Source organism: Nocardia bhagyanarayanae (assembly GCF_006716565.1).
Taxonomy (GTDB): Bacteria; Actinomycetota; Actinomycetes; order Mycobacteriales; family Mycobacteriaceae; genus Nocardia; species Nocardia bhagyanarayanae.
This window is the reverse complement of sequence record NZ_VFPG01000001.1, coordinates 2,865,836-2,886,649: the sequence shown is the minus strand read 5'-3', so window position 1 is coordinate 2,886,649 and position 20,814 is coordinate 2,865,836. Positions and strand designations below refer to the sequence as shown.

The following is a 20,814-nucleotide window of genomic DNA, read 5'->3' as shown; positions in this document are numbered from 1 at the left end:
CGCGCACAGGCACCTGTGGCCATGTCGGCGGGCTCGGGTAGAAATCGAACAACGAGGAAAACGGGAGACGAGGATGACGCACGGACGTTCGGGCGCCGCCCGATGAACGCACCGTGGCCCGAGGAGCGGGTCGGCGCGCTCGCGCCGGATGCGAGCTCGCTCGGGGCGGCGCGTGCCCTCGCGGACCGCTGGCGCGACACCGGCTACCGCGAGGATGCCGTGTGGGGCCGGTGCCGGGGCAGCGGGCCCGAGCCGTACGCGACGATCGTCGACCTGTCCGGTCCCGCGTATTCGTGCAGCTGTCCGAGCCGTAAGACGCCGTGCAAACACGCGCTCTCGCTGCTGCTGCTCTGGTCGCAGGGTGTGGTCGCGCCCGCCGCCGAGGTCGCGGACTTCGCGGCGGAATGGCTGACCTGGCGTGCGGCCCGTTCCCCGAAGCCCACCGCGCAGCGCACGGCGAATCCGGCCACCGCCGAACAGCGGCGGGTCCGCGTGACCGCTGGCTTGGAGGAACTCGACATCTGGCTCGGCGACCAGGTGCGCACCGGTCTCGCCCAGGCCGACCGGTCCTACCAGGCGTTCGAGACGATCGCGGCGCGCATGGTGGACGCGCAGGCCCCCGGCGTCGCCGGTGCGCTGCGCAGGCTCCCGCTGATCATGGCGACCCGCGCCGACTGGCCAGAGCCCGTGCTGCGCGAATACGCAAGGCTGCACCTGCTTGTCGCCGCGCACCGTCGCCTCGACGACCTGCCGCCGGCCCTGCGCGCCAGTGTCCGCACCCACATCGGTTATCCCAACCCGGCCGAGGCGGTGCGCACCGAGCCGGTGGTTCGCGACCAATGGATGACCCTCGGCGTGCGCAGCACCGAGGACGACCGTCTCTACACCCGCCGCACCTGGCTCTACGGCCGTCGCACGCACCGCTGGGCGCTGCTCGTCGACCACGCCTTCGGCGCACCCGCGTTCCCCGTGACCGCACCCGTTCTCGGGCACATGGCCGAGGCCGGTCTGCACTACTACCCCGGCGCCGCACCCCTGCGCGCCCTGTGGGGCGAGCGCCACGGCACCGACGAACCGTTCACCAGCCTGCCCGCCGCGGCCACTCCTGTCGGTGAAGATGCCTCAGCGATCGGCAACGGTCGCGGCGAAACGGCGAACCCGACGGCGGAGGCCACGAAAAGCACCGTCCGCCGGGCGCTGGATACCCACGCCGGGGCGCTCGGCGCGGACCCCTTTCTGCGGACGTGGCCGGTGCTGCTGCGCGACGTGATTCCGGTGGTCGCGGAGGCGGGTTGGCAGGTGGTCGACGCGCAGGGCGCGGCGCTGCCCCTCGCGCCGGGCGAACAACCGTGGTCGCTGCTCGCGGTGTCCGGCGGGCATCCGGTGGGCGTGTTCGGCGAGTGGACGGTGGACGGACTCGTCCCCGTCTCGGTCTTCGCCGTGGGCGAGATGACCGACCTCGAGAGCGAGCCCGCGCTGTGGGACTCCCAGCCGCCGAGCGGCGCGACCGACGACCTGATCTCGGCGGCGCTGCTCGGCACCGCGCGCCGGGCGTTCGATCCCGCGCGGCTGCCCGCGCCGGTCGCGGCCGCCGCCGCTGCTCTGCGCGCCGACCCGGCCTTCCTGCTGCTCGAATCGGCCGCGCTCCGTGACACTTTCACGCGCGGCGGAATCGCCCCGCAGACCGCCACCGTGCCGCAACCAGCCCCCGACGACGATCGCGCGCAGCTCCCCCGCGCCGCCGCGGTTCGCCTCGCCGACATGCTGCGCGACCGGTCCCGCTTCCTGCCCGAATGGTTCGAGGCCGCCGCGCCGCACGACTTCCGCGCGCCCGACGCGCTGGCCGCCCAGCTGCTGGAATCCGCCGACGCGCAGCCCGGCCTGCGCGCACCCTTGCTCCGACTGGCGGGCGAACGCGGGCGCTGGCTCGCGCAATGGCACCCGGGGTGGCGAAACCTGCTGTCGGAGTTCGTCGTCGACGCCGACTCCGAGGAGATCTGGCGCTACGGCTCGGCCACGCAGCGGCGCGACTGGCTCGCCCGCCTGCGCGCCCGCGACGCCGATGCCGCGCGCGCGGCGCTCACCGACACGTGGGCCACGGAAACCGGCCGGGTAAAAGCCGAACTGCTCGCGGTCTTCGCCGACGGCATCGGCACGGCCGACGAGCCGCTGCTGGAGACCGCGTTGGACGACCGCCGCGCCGAAGTCCGCCGCACCGCCGCCGGATTGCTCGCCTCGCTTCCCGATTCGGCCTTCGGGGAGCGCATGCTGCGGCGCGCCGGCGACTGGATCGCCGTGGACGCCGACCGCACGCGGCTGTCGATCGAGTTGCCCGATCCGCTGGACGCCGACGTCCGGCGCGACGGCATCACCGACCGCGCCGTCGAATTCAGCTACCGCTGGAACGGCGTTCCGGACGTCACCGCAGGCCGCCTGCGCCAGCTGGTCGCCGCCACGCCGCTGCGGCACTGGACGGCCGCGCTCGGCGCGCCGGAGCACGCCGTGCGGGTCGCAGTGGACGACCGGTTCCGGCAACCACTGTTCGACGGCTGGGTGGATGCCACACTGGCGCAACAGGATTCGGCATGGGCGGCGGCGCTGTTCGCCAACGGCGTGCCCTCCGACACCGCGCTGCTTCGCCGCCGCGAGCTGTTCGCCCTGCTTCCGGCCGACGAGCGCGTCCGGCACCTGCTGCGCCTGGACGGCGCCTGGCTCTCCGAACTGGAGGCGCTGCTGCCCGCCGTGCCGCGCCCGTGGCCGCAGCCCCTGGCGCAACACGTGATCCTGCTGCTGTTCGAACGCGCCCGCCTCGCCGCTCAGCGCGCGGGCGGTCACGGCACGGGCCCCGCCGCGCACCGATCGCTGCTCACCGCGGCCGCGGTGCACCTGCCGGTCGACGCGGCGGCCACCGTCGCCTCGATCGCCCAGCGCTGCGACGATGTGGCGTGGGCCCGCGCCTTCGACCAGCTCGCCACCGACCTCACCCACCGCTCGGACATGCTCGAGGAGTTGCCGTGACCAGCACCGACGCCAGCACCCTGCTGCGCCCGCACGCCGAACAGGCCTACGCCGAGGAGCTGCGCGCGCTGGCCGCCGCCGACGACCGCCCGCGCCCGCCCTCGTGGCGGCTCTCGCCGTGGGCGGTGGTCACCTACCTGCTCGGCGGCACGCTCGACGACGGCACCGTGATCACCCCGAAGTACGTCGGCCCGCGCCGCCTCATGGAGGTAGCGGTCGCCACCCTGGCCACCGACCGAGCGCTGCTGCTGCTCGGGGTGCCGGGTACCGCCAAAACCTGGGTGTCCGAACATCTCTCGGCCGCGATCTCCGGTTCCTCCACGCTGTTGGTGCAGGGCACCTCCGGCACGGCGGAGGAGGCCATCCGCTACGGCTGGAACTACGCGAGACTGCTCGCCGAGGGCCCGAGCGACGCCGCGCTCGTCCCGTCTCCGGTGCTGACCGCGATGCGCACCGGCTCGTTGGCCAGGATCGAGGAACTCACCCGCATCCCGTCCGACGTGCAGGACGCGCTGATCACCGTGCTCTCCGAGAAGACCCTTCCGATCCCGGAACTCGGCCGAGAGGTGCAGGCGGCCAAGGGTTTCAACGTGATCGCCACCGCCAACGACCGCGACCGCGGCGTGCACGAACTGTCCTCCGCGCTGCGCCGCCGCTTCAACACGGTGGTGCTGCCGCTGCCCGCCGACGAGGAGGACGAGGTCGCGATCGTGACGCGGCGGGTGGCCCAGCTCGGCGCGGCGCTGGAGCTGCCCGAGGTGCCCGCGGCGGCCGAGGAGGTGCGCCGCGTGGTGCGGGTCTTCCGCGAATTGCGTTCCGGTATGACGGCCGACAACCGCACCAAACTCAAGTCGCCCTCCGGGACGCTGTCCACCGCAGAGGCGATCTCGGTGCTGACCAACGGCATCGCCCTGTCGACGCACTTCGGCGACGGAGTGCTGCGGGCCACCGACATCGCGGGCGCGCTGCTCGGCGCGGTGGTCAAGGACCCGGTGGCCGACGCCGCCGTGTGGACCGAGTATCTGGAAGCCGTTGTGCGCGAACGCCCTGACTGGGCCGACTTCTATCGCGCCTGCCGCGAGGTCACCGGCTAGGGGCCGCGGATGTTCTCACCGGACGACGACCGCGCACCCGAAGCCTGGAACGGCACGACGGGCGCGTGGAACGGCACGACCGACGCCGAGCGCGGCGCATCGGATGGGTCCACGCCGAACATCAACGGAGCAGCGGACGACGTGGTTACGCGCGTGTTCGGCATCCGGCACCACGGCCCGGGCTCGGCGCGCTCGCTCCGCTTGGCACTGGAGGACTTTCAGCCCGACACCATCCTCATCGAGGGCCCCGCCGACGCAGATCCCTTGGTCGGGTTCGTCACGGCCGATGGCATGGCCCCGCCCGTGGCGTTGCTCGCTTACGTGCCCGATCAACCCGCCCGCGCGGCGTTCTGGCCGTACGCCGTGTTCTCGCCGGAATGGCAGGCGCTACGGTACGCCGCCGAATACCAAGTCCCCGTGCGCTTCTGCGACCTGCCGGGCAGCGCGGTGCTCGCCGCCGAGGCGGAGCCGGGCGACAGCGTCGACCCGCTGGCGCATCTTGCGGCCGCCGCCGGTTACGACGACGCCGAACGCTGGTGGGACGCGGTCGTCGAATCCACCACGGATATAGACGTTTTCGACGCGCTCACGGAAGCGATGGCCGCACTGCGCGAGACGCCCGACACGCATCCGGACGAGCCGCGGTTGGGTCCCGCGCTTTCGGACGAACAGCCGCCGGATCTCGAAACCTTCGATGCCGTCGAGGAATTCGACCCGTCCGCTGGGCCGATCGCGCGCCGTCGACCGACCCCGGCCGCGATCGACGCGCACACCCTGCGCCGCGAGGCCTACATGCGCCAGACCATGCGCAAGGCGCTCAAGGGCGGCTCGCGTCGCCTCGCCGTGGTCTGCGGCGCCTGGCACGCACCGGCGCTGGCGGGCAAGCTCGGCCCGGCCGCGCCGGACGCCCGGCTGCTCAAGGGCATGCCGAAGGTGAAGGCCACCGTCACCTGGGTGCCCTACACCCATTCCCGGCTCGCCGCGTCCTCCGGCTACGGCGCGGGCGTCGACTCGCCCGGCTGGTACCACCACCTGTTCACCGCCCCGGACCGGCCGATCGCGCGTTGGCTCACCAAGGTCGCGGGCGTACTGCGCGCGCACGATCTTCCGGTGTCCAGCGCGCACGTCATCGAGGCGGTCCGGCTCGCGGAAACCCTTGCCGCCCTGCGGCAACGACCGCTGGCCGGACTCTCCGAGGTCACCGAGGCGGTGCGCGCGGTGATGTGCGGCGGCGACGAGACCATGGTGCACGTGGTGACCACCGAGCTCGTCGTCGGCGAGGCGCTCGGCGCCGTGCCGGAGGACGCGCCCACGGTGCCGCTCGACGCCGACCTGCGCGCCAGAGTGCGCAGACTGCGGATGAAGCTGGAGCCCACCGCGCGCACCGTCGATCTCGACCTGCGCAAGGAGCGCGAGCTGGAACGCTCGCGGCTGTTGCACCGGCTGCGGCTGCTCGGCGTCGAATGGGGTACGCCGACCACCGGGGAGGTGCGCAGCACCGGCACCTTCCGTGAAACGTGGACGCTGAAGTGGCGACCGGAGTTCGCGGTCGCCGTCATCGAGGCCTCGCGCTGGGGCACGACGTTGCGCACGGCCGCGGAAACCAAGATCCTGGACACCGCGCGGCGGCCGAACCGCACGCTCGCCGACCTCGCGGGCGCCCTGGAACTGGCTTTGCTCGCCGATCTGAGCGGCGCGACCTCCGGGCTCATCGAGCGCCTGGAGACCGTCGCGGCGCTGGACCACGACGTCACCCACCTGCTCGCGGCACTGCCCGGCTTGATCAGAACGCTGCGCTACGGCGATGTACGCGGCACCGACACCAAGGCGCTCGCGCACGTGGCCGACGGGCTGCTCGTTCGTATCGCGGCGGGTCTGCCGGGTGCGGTCACGGGCCTGGACGCGGACGCCGCCGCGGAGCTGCGCACCCAGCTGGACGCCGCGCACCTGGCGATCCACACCCGCGACGACGCGTGGGCCACCCAGACCTGGCTGGCGGCACTGCGCAAACTCGCCGACCGCGAGGACGTGCACGGCGCGCTCGTCGGCCGTGCGGTGCGGCTGCTCAGCGATGCGGGCATCATCGGCGACGCCGATTCCGGACGCCGCCTGTCCGCCGCGCTGTCGGTCGGCGCGACCCCGGCGTCCAAGGCGGCGTGGATCGACGGCTTCCTCGGCGGCCGCGGCCTGCTGCTCGTGCACGACCGAGAGTTGTTGCGCCGCATCGACGAATGGCTGCGCGGCCTCGACGACGAGCAATTCCTGGAGACGCTGCCGGTGCTGCGCCGCACCTTCGGCGCCTTCGAATCCGGCGAACGCCGCGCCATCGGCCGCGCGATCCACGACACCGCCGGTTTCGCGGCACCGGAGCGAACGGACGTGGATGTCGAACGCGGACGCCGCGCGATGCGCACGGCCGCCGACATCCTCGGAGTCGCCCGATGATCGCGCACCTCGGCCCACTCGGCAACGGTCGACCGCTACCGGCCGAAGGCATCCCCCACCCGGTCGGTCGGACCGAATGTCACCTTCGCTCGATGCCCACCCGCCGCGGAATCCCGACCGAAGGTGTCATTCGGCCGCTCTGGGCGTCTGGCGGTCACCTTCAGTCGTCAGCCGCGCCGTACGCGGAACACGTCAGAGGCGAGCTCGTCTCCCGTCCGCAAGGAGCCGAATCATGAACAGCCCTGGCGAAAATTCTTCCCGCCGTTGGCGTCTCGTCCTCGGCGCGGCGGCCGAGCCCGAGCTGGGCGGCCTCGGCGGCGCCGACGACGTGGCCGTCGACCGGGCACTCGGCGCCCTCTACAACACCGGCGACGAGCCCACCTCGGGGAAACGCTCCGCCGGCCTCGGCGATTCGGCGCCGCGGGTAGCGCGCTGGCTCGGCGACATCCGCACCTACTTCCCGTCCAGCGTGGTCGAGGTGATGCAGCGCGACGCCATCGACCGCCTGCAACTCACCGAACTGCTGCTGGAGCCGGAGTTGCTCGCCGCCGTGGAGCCCGACGTGCACCTGGTCGGCACGTTGCTCAGCCTGAACCGGGTGATGCCGGAGACGACCAAGGCCACCGCGCGCACCGTGGTCGAACGGGTGGTTCGCGAGATCGAACAGCGCATCGCCACCCACACCCGCACCGCCGTCTCCGGCGCGCTCAACCGGGCGGCGCGGATCAGCAGGCCGCGGGCCCGAGACATCGACTGGGACCGCACCATTCGCAAGAACCTGGCCAACTATCTGCCCGAGCACCGCACGGTCGTCCCGGAGCGGCTGGTCGGCTACGGCCGCAACACCCAGGCCGTGCGCCGCGATGTCGTGCTGGCCATCGACCAGTCGGGGTCGATGGCCGCGAGCGTCGTGTACGCCTCGGTGTTCGGCGCGGTGCTCGCCTCGATGCGGGCGCTGCGCACCTCGCTGGTGGTCTTCGACACCGAGGTCGTCGACCTCACCGATCTGCTCACCGACCCCGTCGACGTGCTGTTCGGTACCCAGCTCGGCGGCGGTACCGACATCAATCGCGCGCTCGCCTACTGTCAGACGCTGATCGCCCGCCCGGCCGACACGCTCTTCGTGCTGATCTCCGACCTCTACGAGGGCGGCATCCGCGCGGAGATGCTGCGCCGGGTGCACGCCATGCGGGAATCGGGTGTGCAGGTGGTGGTGCTGCTCGCGCTCTCCGACGACGGCGCACCGGCTTTCGACCACGACAACGCCGCGGCCCTCGCCGCGCTGGGCGTTCCGGCCTTCGCCTGCACGCCCGACCGCTTCCCCGACCTGCTCGCGGTGGCGCTGGATCGCGGCGATGTCCGATCCTGGGCCGACGTCAACGCCGGAAAGCCATGAAGCCGTTCTAGACTCGTCGAGTTCTCGGCACGCTGGATGGGGGGCACGGATGTTGCGCCGTGGTGAGGTGTTCGCGGGCTACGTGATCGAGCGCGAGCTGGGGCGCGGCGGCATGGGAGCGGTGTACGCGGCGCGCCATCCCCGGCTGCCGAAGACGACCGCGCTCAAGCTGCTGCACCGGGAGATGTTCGACGACGCCGAGATTCGGCGGCGGTTCGAGCGCGAGGCCGACCTGGTCGCGCAGCTGGACCATCCCAACATCATCACCGTCTACGACCGCGGCATCGAGGACGAGCGGCTGTGGATCTCGATGCAGTACGTGGACGGTCACGACAGCGCCGCGGTGCCACCGAGCGCCATGTCGCCGGAGCGGGTCGCGCAGATCGTCGTGCAGACCGCGGGCGCCTTGGATTACGCGCACGCCAGGGGCGTGCTACACCGCGATGTGAAGCCCGCCAACATCCTGCTGTCCCGCTCCGCCGGCGTCGGCACGGGCTTCGACGAGCGGGTGCTGCTGACCGACTTCGGTATCGCCAAACTGCTCGACGACACCGCCGGGCTCACCCGCACCGGAAACCTCACCGCGACCCTCGCCTACGCCGCGCCGGAGCAGCTGACCAACGCGCCGCTGGACCACCGCTGCGATCAATACGCGCTGGCGTGCACGCTGTTTCGCTTGCTCACCGGCGCGGGACCCTACGACGGCCCGAATCTGCCCGCCGTGCTCTTCGGGCATCTGCACGGCCCGATACCGTCGCCGCGCGCGATGCGGCCGGAGCTGCCCGCGCGCCTGGACTCGGTGCTCGCCAGGGGAATGGCGAAGGACCCAGGCGACAGGTACGACTCGTGCGGGGAGTTCGCCGAGGACGTCGTTCGTGCCCTGCGCGACCGGGGTTTCGGCGGCGCGCCCGAGCGGGCAGGTCGTCCGGCATCGGGTTCGGCAGTCGGTACGTCGTCCGAACCGCCCGCGGCGCGATCCGCATCGCCCGACGTGACGATGCACGCGACCGAATTCCGCAGGCGGATGCACACCCAGGACGACGTGGTGCTCGGCTGCCTGCTCGGCGGCGCCATCGGTGACGCGCTCGGCGCACCGGTGGAGAACATGCTGCTGCACCACATCCGGCAGCGGTACGGCCCGCAGGGCGTCACCGGCACGCCGGAGCATTACGCGGGCGAGATCTCCGAGGAGACCCAGCTGACGCTGTTCACCGTGGAGGCCCTCGTCAAGGGTTCGGTGCGGGCGCGGTCGCGCGGTATCGGCGGCGCGACGCTCGGCATGATGCAGCAGGGCTTCCTGGTGTGGTTGCGGGGTCAGGGCGTCACCATTCCCGAGCAGAGGTTCCCGCCGCACAGCGCGCTGGCCTCCCATCCGGAGTTGATGAGACACCGAGGCACCACGCACGCCGCCGTCACCGCACTGCGGAAAGCGGCCGCGCGGGGTGAACCGGCCCGCCCGCTCGGCACCCGGAGCCAGCCGATCAACGATTCCAAAGGCTGCGCCGCCACCGTGCGCTCGGTGCCCTGCGGCTTCGGCTACGCCGTGGACCGGGCGGGCGACGCGATCGAGCACGTCTTCGAATTGGGCTGCGACGCGGCGGCTCTCACCCACGGACACCCGAGCGGCTGGCTGCCCGCTGGCGCGATGGCCGCGCTGATCTATCTGCTCGGCCGTGGTACGGAACTCGACGCCGCGCTCGACCAGGTTCGCACCGAGCTGGCCCGCCACGAGCACCACGAGGAGACCTCCGCGGCGCTCGCCGCGGCCATCGAACTGGCGGCCGCCACCGCGCGCCGCACCTCGGCCATGCCGCAACCGGAGGACTTCGACGCGCTCGGGCGCGGCTGGATCGCGCCCGAAGCGCTGGGTATCGCCGTATACGCGGCGCTGTGCGCGCAGGGCGTGGGCGGGACGCCGGAGCGGATCTTCCGGCACGGAGTTCTCTTGGCGGTCAATCATTCCGGTGACAGCGACGCCACCGGTGCGCTGTGCGGGAGCATTCTCGGCGCCCGGCACGGCCGTGCAGCCATCCCCGAGCCGTGGCGCGCCGGTTTGGACGCCGCGCCCATCATCGAGCGTCTCGCCGCCGACTATTGCATCGAATTCGGGCCGACGCCGCCGCGCGACAGGCATGGCGAGCCCACGTCCGACTGGTCCGCCCGCTACCCGGATTGATGGCCGCTTCGATACTGAAGCCGAAGAGGCTCAACCACCTTCGCGACCATCACCGATTCACCGCGCCGAGTGCCTGGCGCTGGGGTACCCCTCCGGGCAGTCTTGGTTTACCCACCTTCTTCGCCCGCGATAGGGAGATCCGGGCAGACCTTTTCATACTCGATGTCGGGAGAGACCCATTCGTTCCACGTCTCCCGGCTCATGTTGTAGGTCATCTTGGCGCACAGCTTGTCGGTATCGAACGTAGACACCGGCCAAATTCTGATCGTCTTGTCGGCACTCGCGGAAATGATGCGTGCGCCGTCCGGTGTGAAGTCGACGTCCGAGATCACTCCGGTGTGCCCGATCATCGCGGGGCCGATCTGCCGCTGCGATGCGGCATCCCACAGGCGGACGTTTCCGTCCACACTGCCGGTCGCCAGTGTCGTTCCGTCCGGACTGAACTCGACATCCATGACCCAGCCGTCGTGCCACATCGGATTACCGATCTGTTCCCCGGTCTCCACGTTCCACAACCGCACGGACCTGTCGTAGTATCCGACCGCGAGCCGGCGATCATCCGGGCTGAAGGTGATATCGGACACCCAACCCTTCCCCTCCATCGGCTTCCCGATCCGCAGGCCGGTCGTCGCGTCCCACAACCGCAGCACCCAGTCCGTACCCCCTGCCGCAAGGACCTTTCCATCGCGGCTGAACTCAGCGGACATGACCCCATTGGCCTCGTCCAGTGGCGGTCCGATCGGCTGCATCGACGGCAGGCTCCACAGCTGGCCGGACGATTCCGTGAACAGCGCCGCTGTGCGTTCACCATTGGTGAAAGCCAACTTGGTCTCCGGCGGGAACTGGATCGGCGCACCGACCGGCGCACCGGTATTCGTATCCCACATCCGCAGATGGCTCGGGGCGATCGACTCGAGTTGCCTGCCGTCGGCGCTATAACCCGCGCCCTCCAGAACATCGCCGTGGACAACCGGACCCACCTGCTTGCCAGTGTCGATCTCCGACTGGCTGATCGTCCCGTCCCCCGTACTCGAGACGAGGCGCCTGCCATCAGGGCTGATCGCAAGGCTGACCACCGGGCCTTCGCGGTATACGGTGCCCGGGTTCCCGATCCACTCTCGCACAGTGGAATCGAGACCGCCGGTAACGATGCGATGGCCGTCGGGGTGGAACGCGACGCTCATGACCGCGGATTCGTGCCCACGTAGCATTTCACCGACCGGACGACCAGACGCCACGTCCCAAGTCCGGACCGTCTTGTCGTCGCTCACGGAAGCGAGTCGAGCACCGTCGCGGCTGAACGTCACCTGCTCGATCACCGCGGTATGCCCGCGCAACGGTTCGCCGATCGGCAGGCGGGTGCGTGGATCCCAGAGCTGGATCGTCGCATCGGAGCCCGCCGAGGCGAGTTTGGTGCCGTCGGGACTGAACACGACGCTGTTGAGGCTGAACTGGCCGGTCGGGATCGCACCGACCGGTTGCCGCGATGCGCGATTCCACAGGCGGATCGCGCCGTCGAGGCCACTCGAGGCGATCAGATCGTCAGCACCGAACGCGACCGACATGACCTCTCTCTCGGATCCGGTCATCGGCTCGCCGATCGGTCGCCGCGTCTCGGCGTCCCACAACCGGACAGTTTTGTCCACGCCTCCCGAGACGAGCGCGCTCCCATCGGGACTGAAGGCAACGGTCATCACCGGGCCGATGTGCCCACGCAGGGGCTCGCCGATCGGTTGCTGCGTCTCGGTATCCCAAAGTCGCACTGTCCCATCACGGCTCGCCGACGCGATGCGCCTGCCATCCGGGCTGAACGCGAGCTTGTTTACTTCGAACTCGTGGCCGGTCATCAATGCGCCGATTCGCTGCCACGTTCCGGCGTCCACCAGTTCGATCGAGTCGCCCCGAGTGGTGGCGACTCGCGTGCCGTCCGGACTGAACTGCACACTGTACGCGCTGGCGCCGTCCAAGCCGTAGATCTTGTTTACGTTCCGAGTCTGATGGATCGCGTTGAGCACCGCGAAGTGGCCATCCGTCTTCGACGGAAAACTACTGGCGGCCAACGCCATCTGCATTCCGAACACGTCGTCGCTCTTGCCCGGCCACGATTCGCTCAGCATGAGCTGAGATCGCGCTCCCAGCGCCGCTGCCGACGTATCCCGAGCATTCGACCGTGCCCGATTCTCCGCGCGCAATGCCCACGCGAATCCAACCGCCGCCACCATCGCCACGACGGCAACAACGATCAACGCCGCCCGCAGAATCCTCGACCGTTTGCGCAACATGCGGGCATGTCGCTCCGCATCCTCCTTCGCGCGACTTTCCGCCGCCGCCAACGCTTCCGCCGCTTCCTGCCGGTCTCTGGCCGCCCGCAGCTCGGCCTCCCGGTGCTCCTGCTCCTCGGCGAGCAGCCGGTCCTCGCGCTTCCGCGCGGCCGACAAGAATTCCCGCACGTGCTCGAGCCGATCCCGGAATCCCGGTTCGACAACGAGGGATTCGGCGTCCGCGAGCCTGCTCCCCGCCAGCAGCCATTCCTCGTTGCGCCCGTTGCGCTCCCAGGCCAGCGCGGCTCGCTCGAGATTGTCGGCATCCTTGAGATCGGCCGCCTCGACCCGCAACCATTCGGCCAGCGCCTCCCACTGCCGCAGCAGACTTTCCAGGGCGACCTCGACCACGATCTCACCGTCGCGCTCGTCCCGGACGAGCAGTCGCCGGGCGATGAAACTCTCCAGCAATGGACGACTTGGCGCGGGCAGATCGAACCAGCGTGCGACCCGGCGCATCGGCTGGTCGCTGTCCGGGTCGACGGTGGCCAGCCACGGCACGAACGCCGTCCGCAGCACCGCGAGTTGTTCCTCTCGCACTGCGGGATCGACAGCGAGCAGTTCGTCGATCTCGCTCTGCACGACGCGGCGCAAGCCGCCCATCGCCTCGTATTCGGCGAGCGTGATCTCGCCATCCCCGTAGTCCTGGTACAGACGCGCGAGGGTCAGCGAGAGCAGCGGCAGGGTGTCCGCGCCATGCGACCAGTCCTCGAGCAGCCGGTCCACCAGTTCGGGAGCGAAGGCGAGCTTGCTGCCCGCTTCTCGCGCCCGCCGCGCCGGGCCGCAGATGACCTCCTTGAACTGCGCCTGCGGCATCGGCTTCAAATCGTCGAACGGGCGGACCGCGACGTCGGCCAGTTCCGGCGCGGTTTGCAGCGGCTCGTACCGGTCGGCCCGAATGGTCGCGATGACGACCATCGGCATCGCGGTGCGCTGGTCGAGCAGCTCGCCGACGAGGGCGAGCAACGCCCGCGCCTCCTCGTCGGCGTCGACCCCGAAAAGCTCCTCGGCTTGGTCGAGGGAAAACACGAGAGTCGGCGGCTCGTCGTCGGTCGGATCGACGATTCGCTCTCGCGCTGCCCGCTGCGCCTCGGCCAGCCAGGCCCGCACCCGCGCCACGTCGCGGATGCCTTCCTTGATGACACCGAGACTCGGTTGGTGCAGTCCCAGATCGACGCGGAGCCGGTGGATCGTCTGCGCGAGGCCGCCGTCGCCGGTCAGGGCATAACGCTGGGGCCGCACGATTCCAGCGGGTAGGTAATGGCGATCGTCGCGTTGCAAGCGCGGCAGCAAACCCGCCCGCAGGAACGACGACTTCCCCACCCCGGACGGTCCGAGCACGACGAACAGCTGACCTACGCCCGAGTTCCGCAGCGCTCGGATGGCGCTCAGCGCCCTGCCGATCTGCGCGTCGCGGCCGAAGTACACGGCGGCGTCCACCGCTTCCAGCGGCTGCCAGCCGCGATAGGGCGCCCGTTCCGGGTCGCCGGGCGGCGGCCAGGCGAACGTGTCCGCGCCGATGCCCGCCGCACGCAGACCGTCGCGCAGCCGCAGCAGGCCTTCGGTGCGGAATTCGACCGGCGGTCCGTCGTCGACGGAGATCGATGTGTGCGGTCCCGCGCCGAACAGGTCGCACCGTTGCCATTCGCTGGTGATGTCGCGGCCCTTCAGCGGCTGCAATCGAACCGCGAAGATCGGCTTGCCAAGAGTCTCGGCGGACCGATACTCGGTCTTGCACTCGTGCGAGGCGTCCCAGTTGTCGGACAGCAAGCAGATGACAGCCTCGCAGCGCTCGCTCGCGCGCCGCAGCGCGTCCTTCCAGCGGACACCGGCGCGGATCCCGGTCCGCCGATCCAGATCGAGGAAGATCTCGTCGGCGAGGCCCGGGTCCGCTTCGATGAGCCACGCCTTCAGCGCGACCGCTTCCCGCGTGTCCCGGCTCGAATGACTCAGGAAGACCCTGGACATACCGGAATCCTGCGGCGCCGCGGTGCGCGCCGCGCGAGTAGTTCGCTACTCGTCTTGGCGCTGGCAATTGTGTCGCAACCTGCGGCCCGGCCCCGGCTCGAAAGCCGGGGCCAAGCCTAGGCGTACCTCCGCCTCCGCTCCGGCCATGCGCAGGCTATCGGCGGAGTGCGTCCGGCTGTGTCTACTAGATGTCCGTCTACTAGATGTCCGCGATCGCGGCCAGCGGGGGTGTGCGGGCCGCCCGGATGCCCGGCCACAGCGCGGCGAGCACGCCGACGACGGCCGAGGAGATCAGCACCAGGACCAGCTGGGTCACCGGGATGTCGATCTGGTCGATGCCGAAATCCCGCAGCGTGCGCAGGAACCCGACGCCGAGCCCGATGCCGAGGATCACCCCGACGATGGCGCCGAACACCGCGATCAGCATGGACTCCAGGTAGATCGTGCGGCGAATCTGCGAGCGCATGGTCCCGACGGCGCGCAGCATGCCGATCTCCCTGCGCCGCTCCACCACCGAGAGCGCGAGCGTGTTGATGATGCCGAGGATGGCGATCACCACCGCCAGTGCGAGCAGGCCGTACAGGATGGCGAGCAGGGTGTTGATCTGGCGGCCCTGCGCGCCCTTGAACTGCTCGCGGTCCTGCACCTGGACGACCGCGAATTGATCGGTCGCCTTCGCCAGGTCATTGCGCATCGCGGCCACGTCCGCCCCCGGCTTCGCGTTGACCAGCACGTAGAAGTTGTTGCGGAACGCGGTCGGCGTCACCGCCTCGAAGATGGCCGGCGGCACCACCAGGTCGCCGAGCAGCGGCGTCTTCTTGTACACGCCCGCGATGGTGACCGGCACCTTCTGGTTGCGGTCCAGCGTGGTGAGCTCGATCTGCTGACCGGCCCGCCAATCGTGCTGGGCCGCCTCGTCGTCCGAGACCAGGATGCCGCGCTCGCCGAGCGTGCCAGTGCCTTGCAGGATCTCGTAGTTCAGCGCGCTGTCGATCGGACCGTCGGGCGCGACGCCCGCCAACCGATCGTCACCGACCTTCACCGCGACGCCGCGGAAGCCGATCACCTCGGCGGCCTCCGGCACACCGGCGCGCACCGCGTCCGGCACGCCGAGCGGCAGTCCGATCAGCTGCGATTGCTGCGGGCCCGCGAGCACGTACTCGGACTTGACGCCCTTGTCGACCAGCACCGCGACGCTGGCCTTCGCCGACGCGCCGAGCATGCTGATCAACGACACCAGCATCAGGCCGAGGGTGAGCGCGAAAGCCGTCGCGGCCGTGCGGCGTGGATTGCGCGCGGCGTTGTTGCGCGCCATCCGGCCGATCGGCCCGAACGGGCGGATCAGCACCCCGAGGCCGCCGACCACGGGACGCGACAGCGCGGGCGAGGCGAGCAGCACGGCGAGGATCAGCCCGAACGCGCCGACACCGACCGTCGCCGCCGCGCTGCCGCCCGTCGAGCGGGAGCCGAGCACCACGAGCACGATGCCGAGCACGGCGAGCACCGCGCCGACCGCGGTGCGGATACGCAACGACTCACCCGCGGAAGCGAATTCCTCCCGCATGGCCTCCACCGGCGGCGTCTTCGCCGCCCGGCGCGCGGGGGCGTAGGCGCTGATCACGGTGACAACGAGACCGACGACCAGTGCGACGACCACCGTGCGCGGCAGCACCGCCATGGAACCGGTGGGCAGGCCGAGATCGAAGGCGTTGAGCACCGCCGAGAGCCCGAACGCCAGGCCGATTCCCGCCGCGAGCCCGATCACGCTGCCGATAAGGCCGATGACGAGCGCCTCGGCCACCACCGAGCCGCCGACCTGCCTGCTGCTCGCGCCGACCGCCCGCAGCAGCGCGAGCTCGCGCAGCCGCTGCGCGACGATCATCGCGAAGGTGTTGTAGATGATGAACGTGCCGACGATCAGCGCGATCGCGCCGAACGCGAGCAGGAAGTAGTTGATGAAGTTCAGCGCCTGGGAGACCTGGGCTTTCATATCGGCGCGCACCTGCTCGCCGTTCTGCACCTTGAAGTCGGGGAGCGCGGTGGCGACCCGGTCGCGCAACTCGTCGCCCGAGCCAGTCGCGGCGATATCGATCCAGGCGACGTGCGATCCATCGGTGAACAGCTGCCTGGCCTGCGCGTCATCGAAGTAGAGGCCGATGAACCCACCGGTGTCCGAAGGCAATTCGTAGATGCCGCTGATGGTGACGTCGAGAACCGGCCGCTGCTGGGTGCTCTGCGACGGGATGAGGATCTTGGTCCTGTCCCCCACTTTCAGCCCGGCGACCTCGGCGCCTCCGCTGTTGATCGCGACCTCGCCCGCCTTGGCGGGCGGCGTGCCCGCGACGAACGTCGGCGGTTCGGCGACCGCGTGCTCCGGCGGAACGTACGACTCGCCCCAGCTGGGCGCGCCGCCGGTCTGCACCGGCTTCTTGCCCTCGGGGTCGAGCAGCACCAGCGGGCCGTTCACGCTCGGCGCGACCGCGCGCACGCCTTCCATCCCCGAGACCATGTCCACCACGCCGAGCGGGACGCCGAAGGACTGCTGTTCCTTCGGGCTCACCCGCACGTCGACGCCCTTGGCCTGGCTGGCGAACAGGCCGTCGAAGGTGCGCTGCAAGGTGTCGGTGAAGACGAACGAACCCGCGATGAAGGCGGTGCCGAGCACCACCGAGAGCAGGGTCAGCGCCAACCGGACTTTGTGCGCGGCGAGGTTGCGCAGCGCGACCTTGCGCATCGGACTGCCGTTCATCACGCTTCCCCCCGCACGGCGACGTCGCGCGCCACGACCGCGACTCTCATGCCTGCTCCAGCGACTTCATCCGGTCCAGCACCGATTCCGCAGTCGGATCGCGCAATTCGGAGACGATCCGGCCGTCGGCGAGGAAGATCACCCGGTCGGCGAAGGACGCCGCGTGCGGCTCGTGGGTGACGATGACGACCGTCTGGCCGAACTCGTCCACCGCGGCGCGCAGGATGGACAGCACCTCCTCCGAGGCGCGCGAGTCCAGGTTGCCGGTCGGCTCGTCGCCGAAGATGATCTCGGGCTTGCCCGCCAGTGCCCGCGCGCACGCCACCCGCTGCTGCTGGCCGCCGGAGAGCTCGCTCGGCCGGTGGTCGAGCCGGTCACCGAGCCCGAGCCGCTTGATCACGGTGTCGAGCCAGTCCTCGTCGGGCTTGCGGCCCGCGATGTCCAGCGGCAGCGTGATGTTCTCCAGCGCGGTCAGCGTGGGCACCAGGTTGAACGCCTGGAAGACGAAGCCGATGCGATCGCGACGGAGGCGGGTCATCTGCTTGTCGGTGAGGTCGGTCAGGTCGGTCTCGCCGATGCGCACCGTGCCGGAGCTGGCACTGTCCAACCCGGCCAGGCAATGCATGAGGGTCGATTTGCCGGAGCCGGAGGGCCCCATGATCGCGGTGAACTCCCGCTTCGCGAACTCGACCGACACCCCGTCCAGCGCCCTGACCTGGGTATCACCCGACCCGTACACCTTGGACAGGTCGACGGCCCGCGCCGCGATTTCGGTCGGAGCCACCGTCTCGGCGGTATCGGCCCCCACAGCTTGCGAAGTCATGCCCTCCAGTCTGTCTGCGAACCCCGCCCCGCGCCATCAGGGATTCCCCCGAATACCCGGGGCGTACGGCTCAGCCGAGCGGCGCGGAACGCAGCGGAGGTACGGCCTGGTCGGCACCGAGTCGACTTCACACAACCGGGGCAACGGGGCCTCCCCCATCGCCGTCAGGGGGCATCCAACACACTCGCCGGGACGCCGTAGGGCAGGAAGCGGACCCGGCGGCGGGGATCGGTGTTGTCGCGATGCGCGCGTAAGGCCTCGAGCTCGGTCGGGAAGACCTGGTCGACGCTGGCCTCGCCGGTGTCGTCGATGCTGTAGATCGCCCAGACCCCACTGCCGGTCTCACCGGTGGTCTCGGGTTGCGGTGGACGCGGCCGTTCCGGTTGGACGAACTGACCGAGGAACGACGCCAGTGAACCGACGCTCGCGTGATCTACGCGATCCAGGTACACGCCTGCTTTGCCGAGCAGGTCGCGGAGTTCGGTTCCGGCCTCACGCAGTGCGCGTTCGATATCTTCCGGGTCGATGCCGAAAGGCCCGTTGTTTGGCATCGCATGTGCTCCTCGGGACGAGTTGGGCGCTACGTCCTCAGTGTCCTCGCGAAACGCCGAGTGCGCCACGCCGACCTCACCCACCCCCGATTCCAAGAGGGCAGCTGTCTCCACTTTCTCGCCACGGGTCCCGGAACTCGATCAGAACGCGCGCGGCGGGGGCGTAGGCGGAAATGCGCCCTATTTCAGGATGAGAAGCGCGGATTTCTCGATGCGGTCGGCTATTTCGGAGTAGGAGGCGTAGCCCATGCCCGCGCGGACCAGGGCGCCCGCGTAGAGCAGTTCGAGGGATTCGACGATATCGGGGTCGGCGTCGGGGCCGAGGGCGCGCAGGATGCGTTTGCGGATCTCGGCGCCGATGCGGTCACGCAGGTGCGCGACGTCGGGGTCGCGGCCGAGCAGTGCGCTGGTGACGGCGCCGGAGAGTTCCTGCTCGTCGGCGACGAGCATGGCGATGTTGCGCAGTTCGGCGACGACGCGGTCGTGCGGGTCGTCGGATTCGCTGGCGGGCGACGGCGAGGCGACGAGGCGACGCCAGAAGATCTCGGCGACCAGGTGTTCCTTGGAGGAGAAATACGTGTAGGCCGTGGCGGTGCCGACACCGGCGGCCGCGGCGACCAACCGGATGGTCATGCCCGCGAAGCCCTCGCGGGCCAGCACCTCCACGGCCGACTTCGTCAGTTTGTCGACAGTGTCGGCCTGTTTCCCGCTGAGGCGACGCCGGGTCGCCTCCAGCATGATGGAATCACCTTCGGACATGTGTCCAGACACTATCAGTCCCCATCAGTTCTTGGCGGCCGCCACCCCGGCCCTGCGACCGTAGAAGCTGCCGTCGCCGAGCGAGGCCCCGCTGACGTATCCGCCCGCGCACAGCCCCGAGGTACAGCGTCCCGCCGCGTACAGCCCCGCGATCGGTTCACCGGAGACGTGCAGGACCCGCGAGTCCAGATCGGTGCGCAGCCCGCCGAGGGTGAATCCCGCGGTGAAGTTGCGCATGTCGAAGGCCGCCAACGGCGTACCGATCGGGCGCACCCATTCCGGTTTCTTGCCGAGCAGCGGGTCCTTGCCCTCGGCCGCGTGCCGGTTGTAGGTCTCGACGGTCGATTGCAGCGCCCGCTCCGGCAAGCCCATGTCGGCCTCGAGCTCGGCGACCGATTCCGCCACCCAGGTCGGCGGCTGCCGGAAGAACGGCGTCGCGGTCACGGTCTTCAGCGCCGCCTCGTAGGACGCCTCGTCGATCACCAGGTACGCCTGGTTCTCCTGCTGGATCAGCGTGGCCTGCCCGATCCGGCCGGGATAGGTGTCCTCCGCGATGTAGCGCTGGCCGCGCCCGTTGACCAGGATGCCGCGCACCAGCAGCTGCGGGTCGCCGAAGAACGCGACCTCGGTGGCGTCCATGTGCGCCAGGTCCGCGCCGAGCGCCTGCGCCACCCGGATGCCGATGCCGTCGTGCTCCTCGATGGCGGCGGCGGGCCTGCCGATCAGGCGCGGCGCGTACCCCTCGATCATCTGCGCGGCGTAGGCGAAGCTGCCGGTGGCCAGGACGACGCCGCGTTCGGCCCGGATCGCGACCTCCTTGCCGAAGTGCGCGGCGACCACGCCGACCACCCGATCGTCGTCGTCCACGATCAGCCGACGGATGCGAGTGTCGTATTCCACTCGCACGCCCAGCTTTTCGGCCGTCTCGGCGAGCGGCTTCATGAGCATGTAGCCGCCGCTGCGCTGCCCGATCCGCTTGTCGGCGTACTGCGGGACGTGGCCGCGGGGCGCGGGCGTGGCCAAGGTGTTGAACGGTGCGGCGTTCTCGCCGCCGGAGTACATCAGACCCTCGTCGTGCGGCGGTTCCCAGCCGGGCTCGCCCCAGAACGCCTCGCGGAACGGCACGCCGCACGCGACGAGCCAGTTGTAGTGCTCGACGCTGTTGCGGCAGTAGTCCCCGATCTTGGCCGCGTCGACACCGGGTCCGAGCGCGGCGAGCAGGAACTTCTCCATGTTCTCCGGGCTGTCCTCGAACCCGAGCGCCCGCTGCAACGGCGTCCCGCCACCGAGGTAGATGAACCCGCCCGCCATCGCCGCCGCGCCGCCCCATCCGCCGGAGCGTTCCAGGATGAGCACGTCGGCGCCCGCCCGCGCGGCCTCGATGGCGGCGCAGACACCGGCGATGCCGTACCCCGCGACGACGACATCGGCGGATGGCCCCCATTCGGAGACCGCGCTGGCGCGTAGTGGACGGATGGATTTGGCGTCGGTCATGTTCGCTTCCTCGTGGTTCG

Annotated in this window: 11 protein-coding genes; 5 read left to right on the top strand and 6 right to left on the bottom strand. The window is 70.3% G+C overall.

Going from position 1 to position 20,814, the window contains the following annotated elements; all coding sequences use genetic code 11:
- Positions 1–102 precede the first annotated feature (102 nt).
- The 5 genes from FB390_RS12245 to FB390_RS33910 all read left to right on the top strand — a co-directional run bounded on the left by FB390_RS12245 (position 103) and on the right by FB390_RS33910 (position 10,129).
- Positions 103–3,018, top strand: coding sequence for a DUF5691 domain-containing protein (locus FB390_RS12245; RefSeq protein WP_141809060.1), 2,916 nt, complete (start codon positions 103–105; stop codon positions 3,016–3,018).
- Positions 3,015–4,112 (top strand): ATP-binding protein, encoded by a 1,098-nt coding sequence (locus FB390_RS12240; protein WP_141809059.1) that lies wholly within the window; start codon positions 3,015–3,017, stop codon positions 4,110–4,112. Before FB390_RS12245 ends, FB390_RS12240 begins: the two co-directional genes overlap by 4 nt.
- A gap of 9 nt (positions 4,113–4,121) precedes the next feature.
- On the top strand, positions 4,122–6,557 hold the full coding sequence (locus FB390_RS12235; RefSeq protein WP_221639249.1) for a DUF5682 family protein: 2,436 nt from the start codon (positions 4,122–4,124) through the stop codon (positions 6,555–6,557).
- 232 nt (positions 6,558–6,789) lie between these two features.
- Entirely contained in the window at positions 6,790–7,953 is a 1,164-nt protein-coding gene (locus FB390_RS12230; protein WP_141809058.1) for a VWA domain-containing protein, read from the top strand.
- Between the two features lie 49 nt (positions 7,954–8,002).
- Positions 8,003–10,129 carry an ADP-ribosylglycohydrolase family protein gene (locus FB390_RS33910; RefSeq protein ID WP_221639248.1) on the top strand — a complete coding sequence of 709 codons (2,127 nt, stop codon included), beginning with the start codon at positions 8,003–8,005 and terminating at the stop codon, positions 10,127–10,129.
- Between the two features lie 107 nt (positions 10,130–10,236).
- Here FB390_RS33910 and FB390_RS12215 read toward each other — a convergent pair whose 3' ends face one another.
- The 6 genes from FB390_RS12215 to FB390_RS12190 form a co-directional block, all read right to left on the bottom strand.
- Positions 10,237–14,418, bottom strand: a complete 4,182-nt coding sequence (locus FB390_RS12215) for an nSTAND1 domain-containing NTPase (RefSeq protein WP_141809057.1) — start codon at positions 14,416–14,418, stop codon at positions 10,237–10,239.
- Positions 14,419–14,617: 199 nt separating this feature from the next.
- Positions 14,618–17,167 (bottom strand): ABC transporter permease, encoded by a 2,550-nt coding sequence (locus tag FB390_RS12210; RefSeq protein ID WP_185757012.1) that lies wholly within the window; start codon positions 17,165–17,167, stop codon positions 14,618–14,620.
- Between the two features lie 46 nt (positions 17,168–17,213).
- Complete coding sequence (locus FB390_RS12205) at positions 17,214–17,990, bottom strand: ABC transporter ATP-binding protein (RefSeq protein ID WP_141809056.1); 777 nt, start codon at positions 17,988–17,990, stop codon at positions 17,214–17,216.
- 164 nt (positions 17,991–18,154) lie between these two features.
- Entirely contained in the window at positions 18,155–18,541 is a 387-nt protein-coding gene (locus FB390_RS12200) for a MotA/TolQ/ExbB proton channel family protein (RefSeq protein WP_141809055.1), read from the bottom strand.
- Positions 18,542–18,721: 180 nt separating this feature from the next.
- Positions 18,722–19,300: a TetR/AcrR family transcriptional regulator gene (locus FB390_RS12195; RefSeq protein ID WP_067791578.1), complete on the bottom strand. Its 579-nt coding sequence runs from the start codon at positions 19,298–19,300 to the stop codon at positions 18,722–18,724.
- A gap of 24 nt (positions 19,301–19,324) precedes the next feature.
- Entirely contained in the window at positions 19,325–20,794 is a 1,470-nt protein-coding gene (locus FB390_RS12190) for an FAD-dependent oxidoreductase (protein WP_141809054.1), read from the bottom strand.
- Positions 20,795–20,814: the final 20 nt, after the last annotated feature.

What these genes read in the sequence shown, in the direction of transcription:
- FB390_RS12245 (WP_141809060.1), top strand. Translation starts at nt 103, where the DNA reads ATGAACGCACCGTGGCCCGAGGAGCGGGTCGGCGCGCTCGCGCCGGAT.
- FB390_RS12235 (WP_221639249.1), top strand. Translation starts at nt 4,122, where the DNA reads ATGTTCTCACCGGACGACGACCGCGCACCCGAAGCCTGGAACGGCACG.
- FB390_RS12230 (WP_141809058.1), top strand. Translation starts at nt 6,790, where the DNA reads ATGAACAGCCCTGGCGAAAATTCTTCCCGCCGTTGGCGTCTCGTCCTC.
- FB390_RS33910 (WP_221639248.1), top strand. Translation starts at nt 8,003, where the DNA reads ATGTTGCGCCGTGGTGAGGTGTTCGCGGGCTACGTGATCGAGCGCGAG.
- FB390_RS12215 (WP_141809057.1), bottom strand. Translation starts at nt 14,418, where the DNA reads ATGTCCAGGGTCTTCCTGAGTCATTCGAGCCGGGACACGCGGGAAGCG.
- FB390_RS12210 (WP_185757012.1), bottom strand. Translation starts at nt 17,167, where the DNA reads ATGAACGGCAGTCCGATGCGCAAGGTCGCGCTGCGCAACCTCGCCGCG.
- FB390_RS12205 (WP_141809056.1), bottom strand. Translation starts at nt 17,990, where the DNA reads ATGACTTCGCAAGCTGTGGGGGCCGATACCGCCGAGACGGTGGCTCCG.
- FB390_RS12200 (WP_141809055.1), bottom strand. Translation starts at nt 18,541, where the DNA reads ATGCCAAACAACGGGCCTTTCGGCATCGACCCGGAAGATATCGAACGC.
- FB390_RS12195 (WP_067791578.1), bottom strand. Translation starts at nt 19,300, where the DNA reads ATGTCCGAAGGTGATTCCATCATGCTGGAGGCGACCCGGCGTCGCCTC.
- FB390_RS12190 (WP_141809054.1), bottom strand. Translation starts at nt 20,794, where the DNA reads ATGACCGACGCCAAATCCATCCGTCCACTACGCGCCAGCGCGGTCTCC.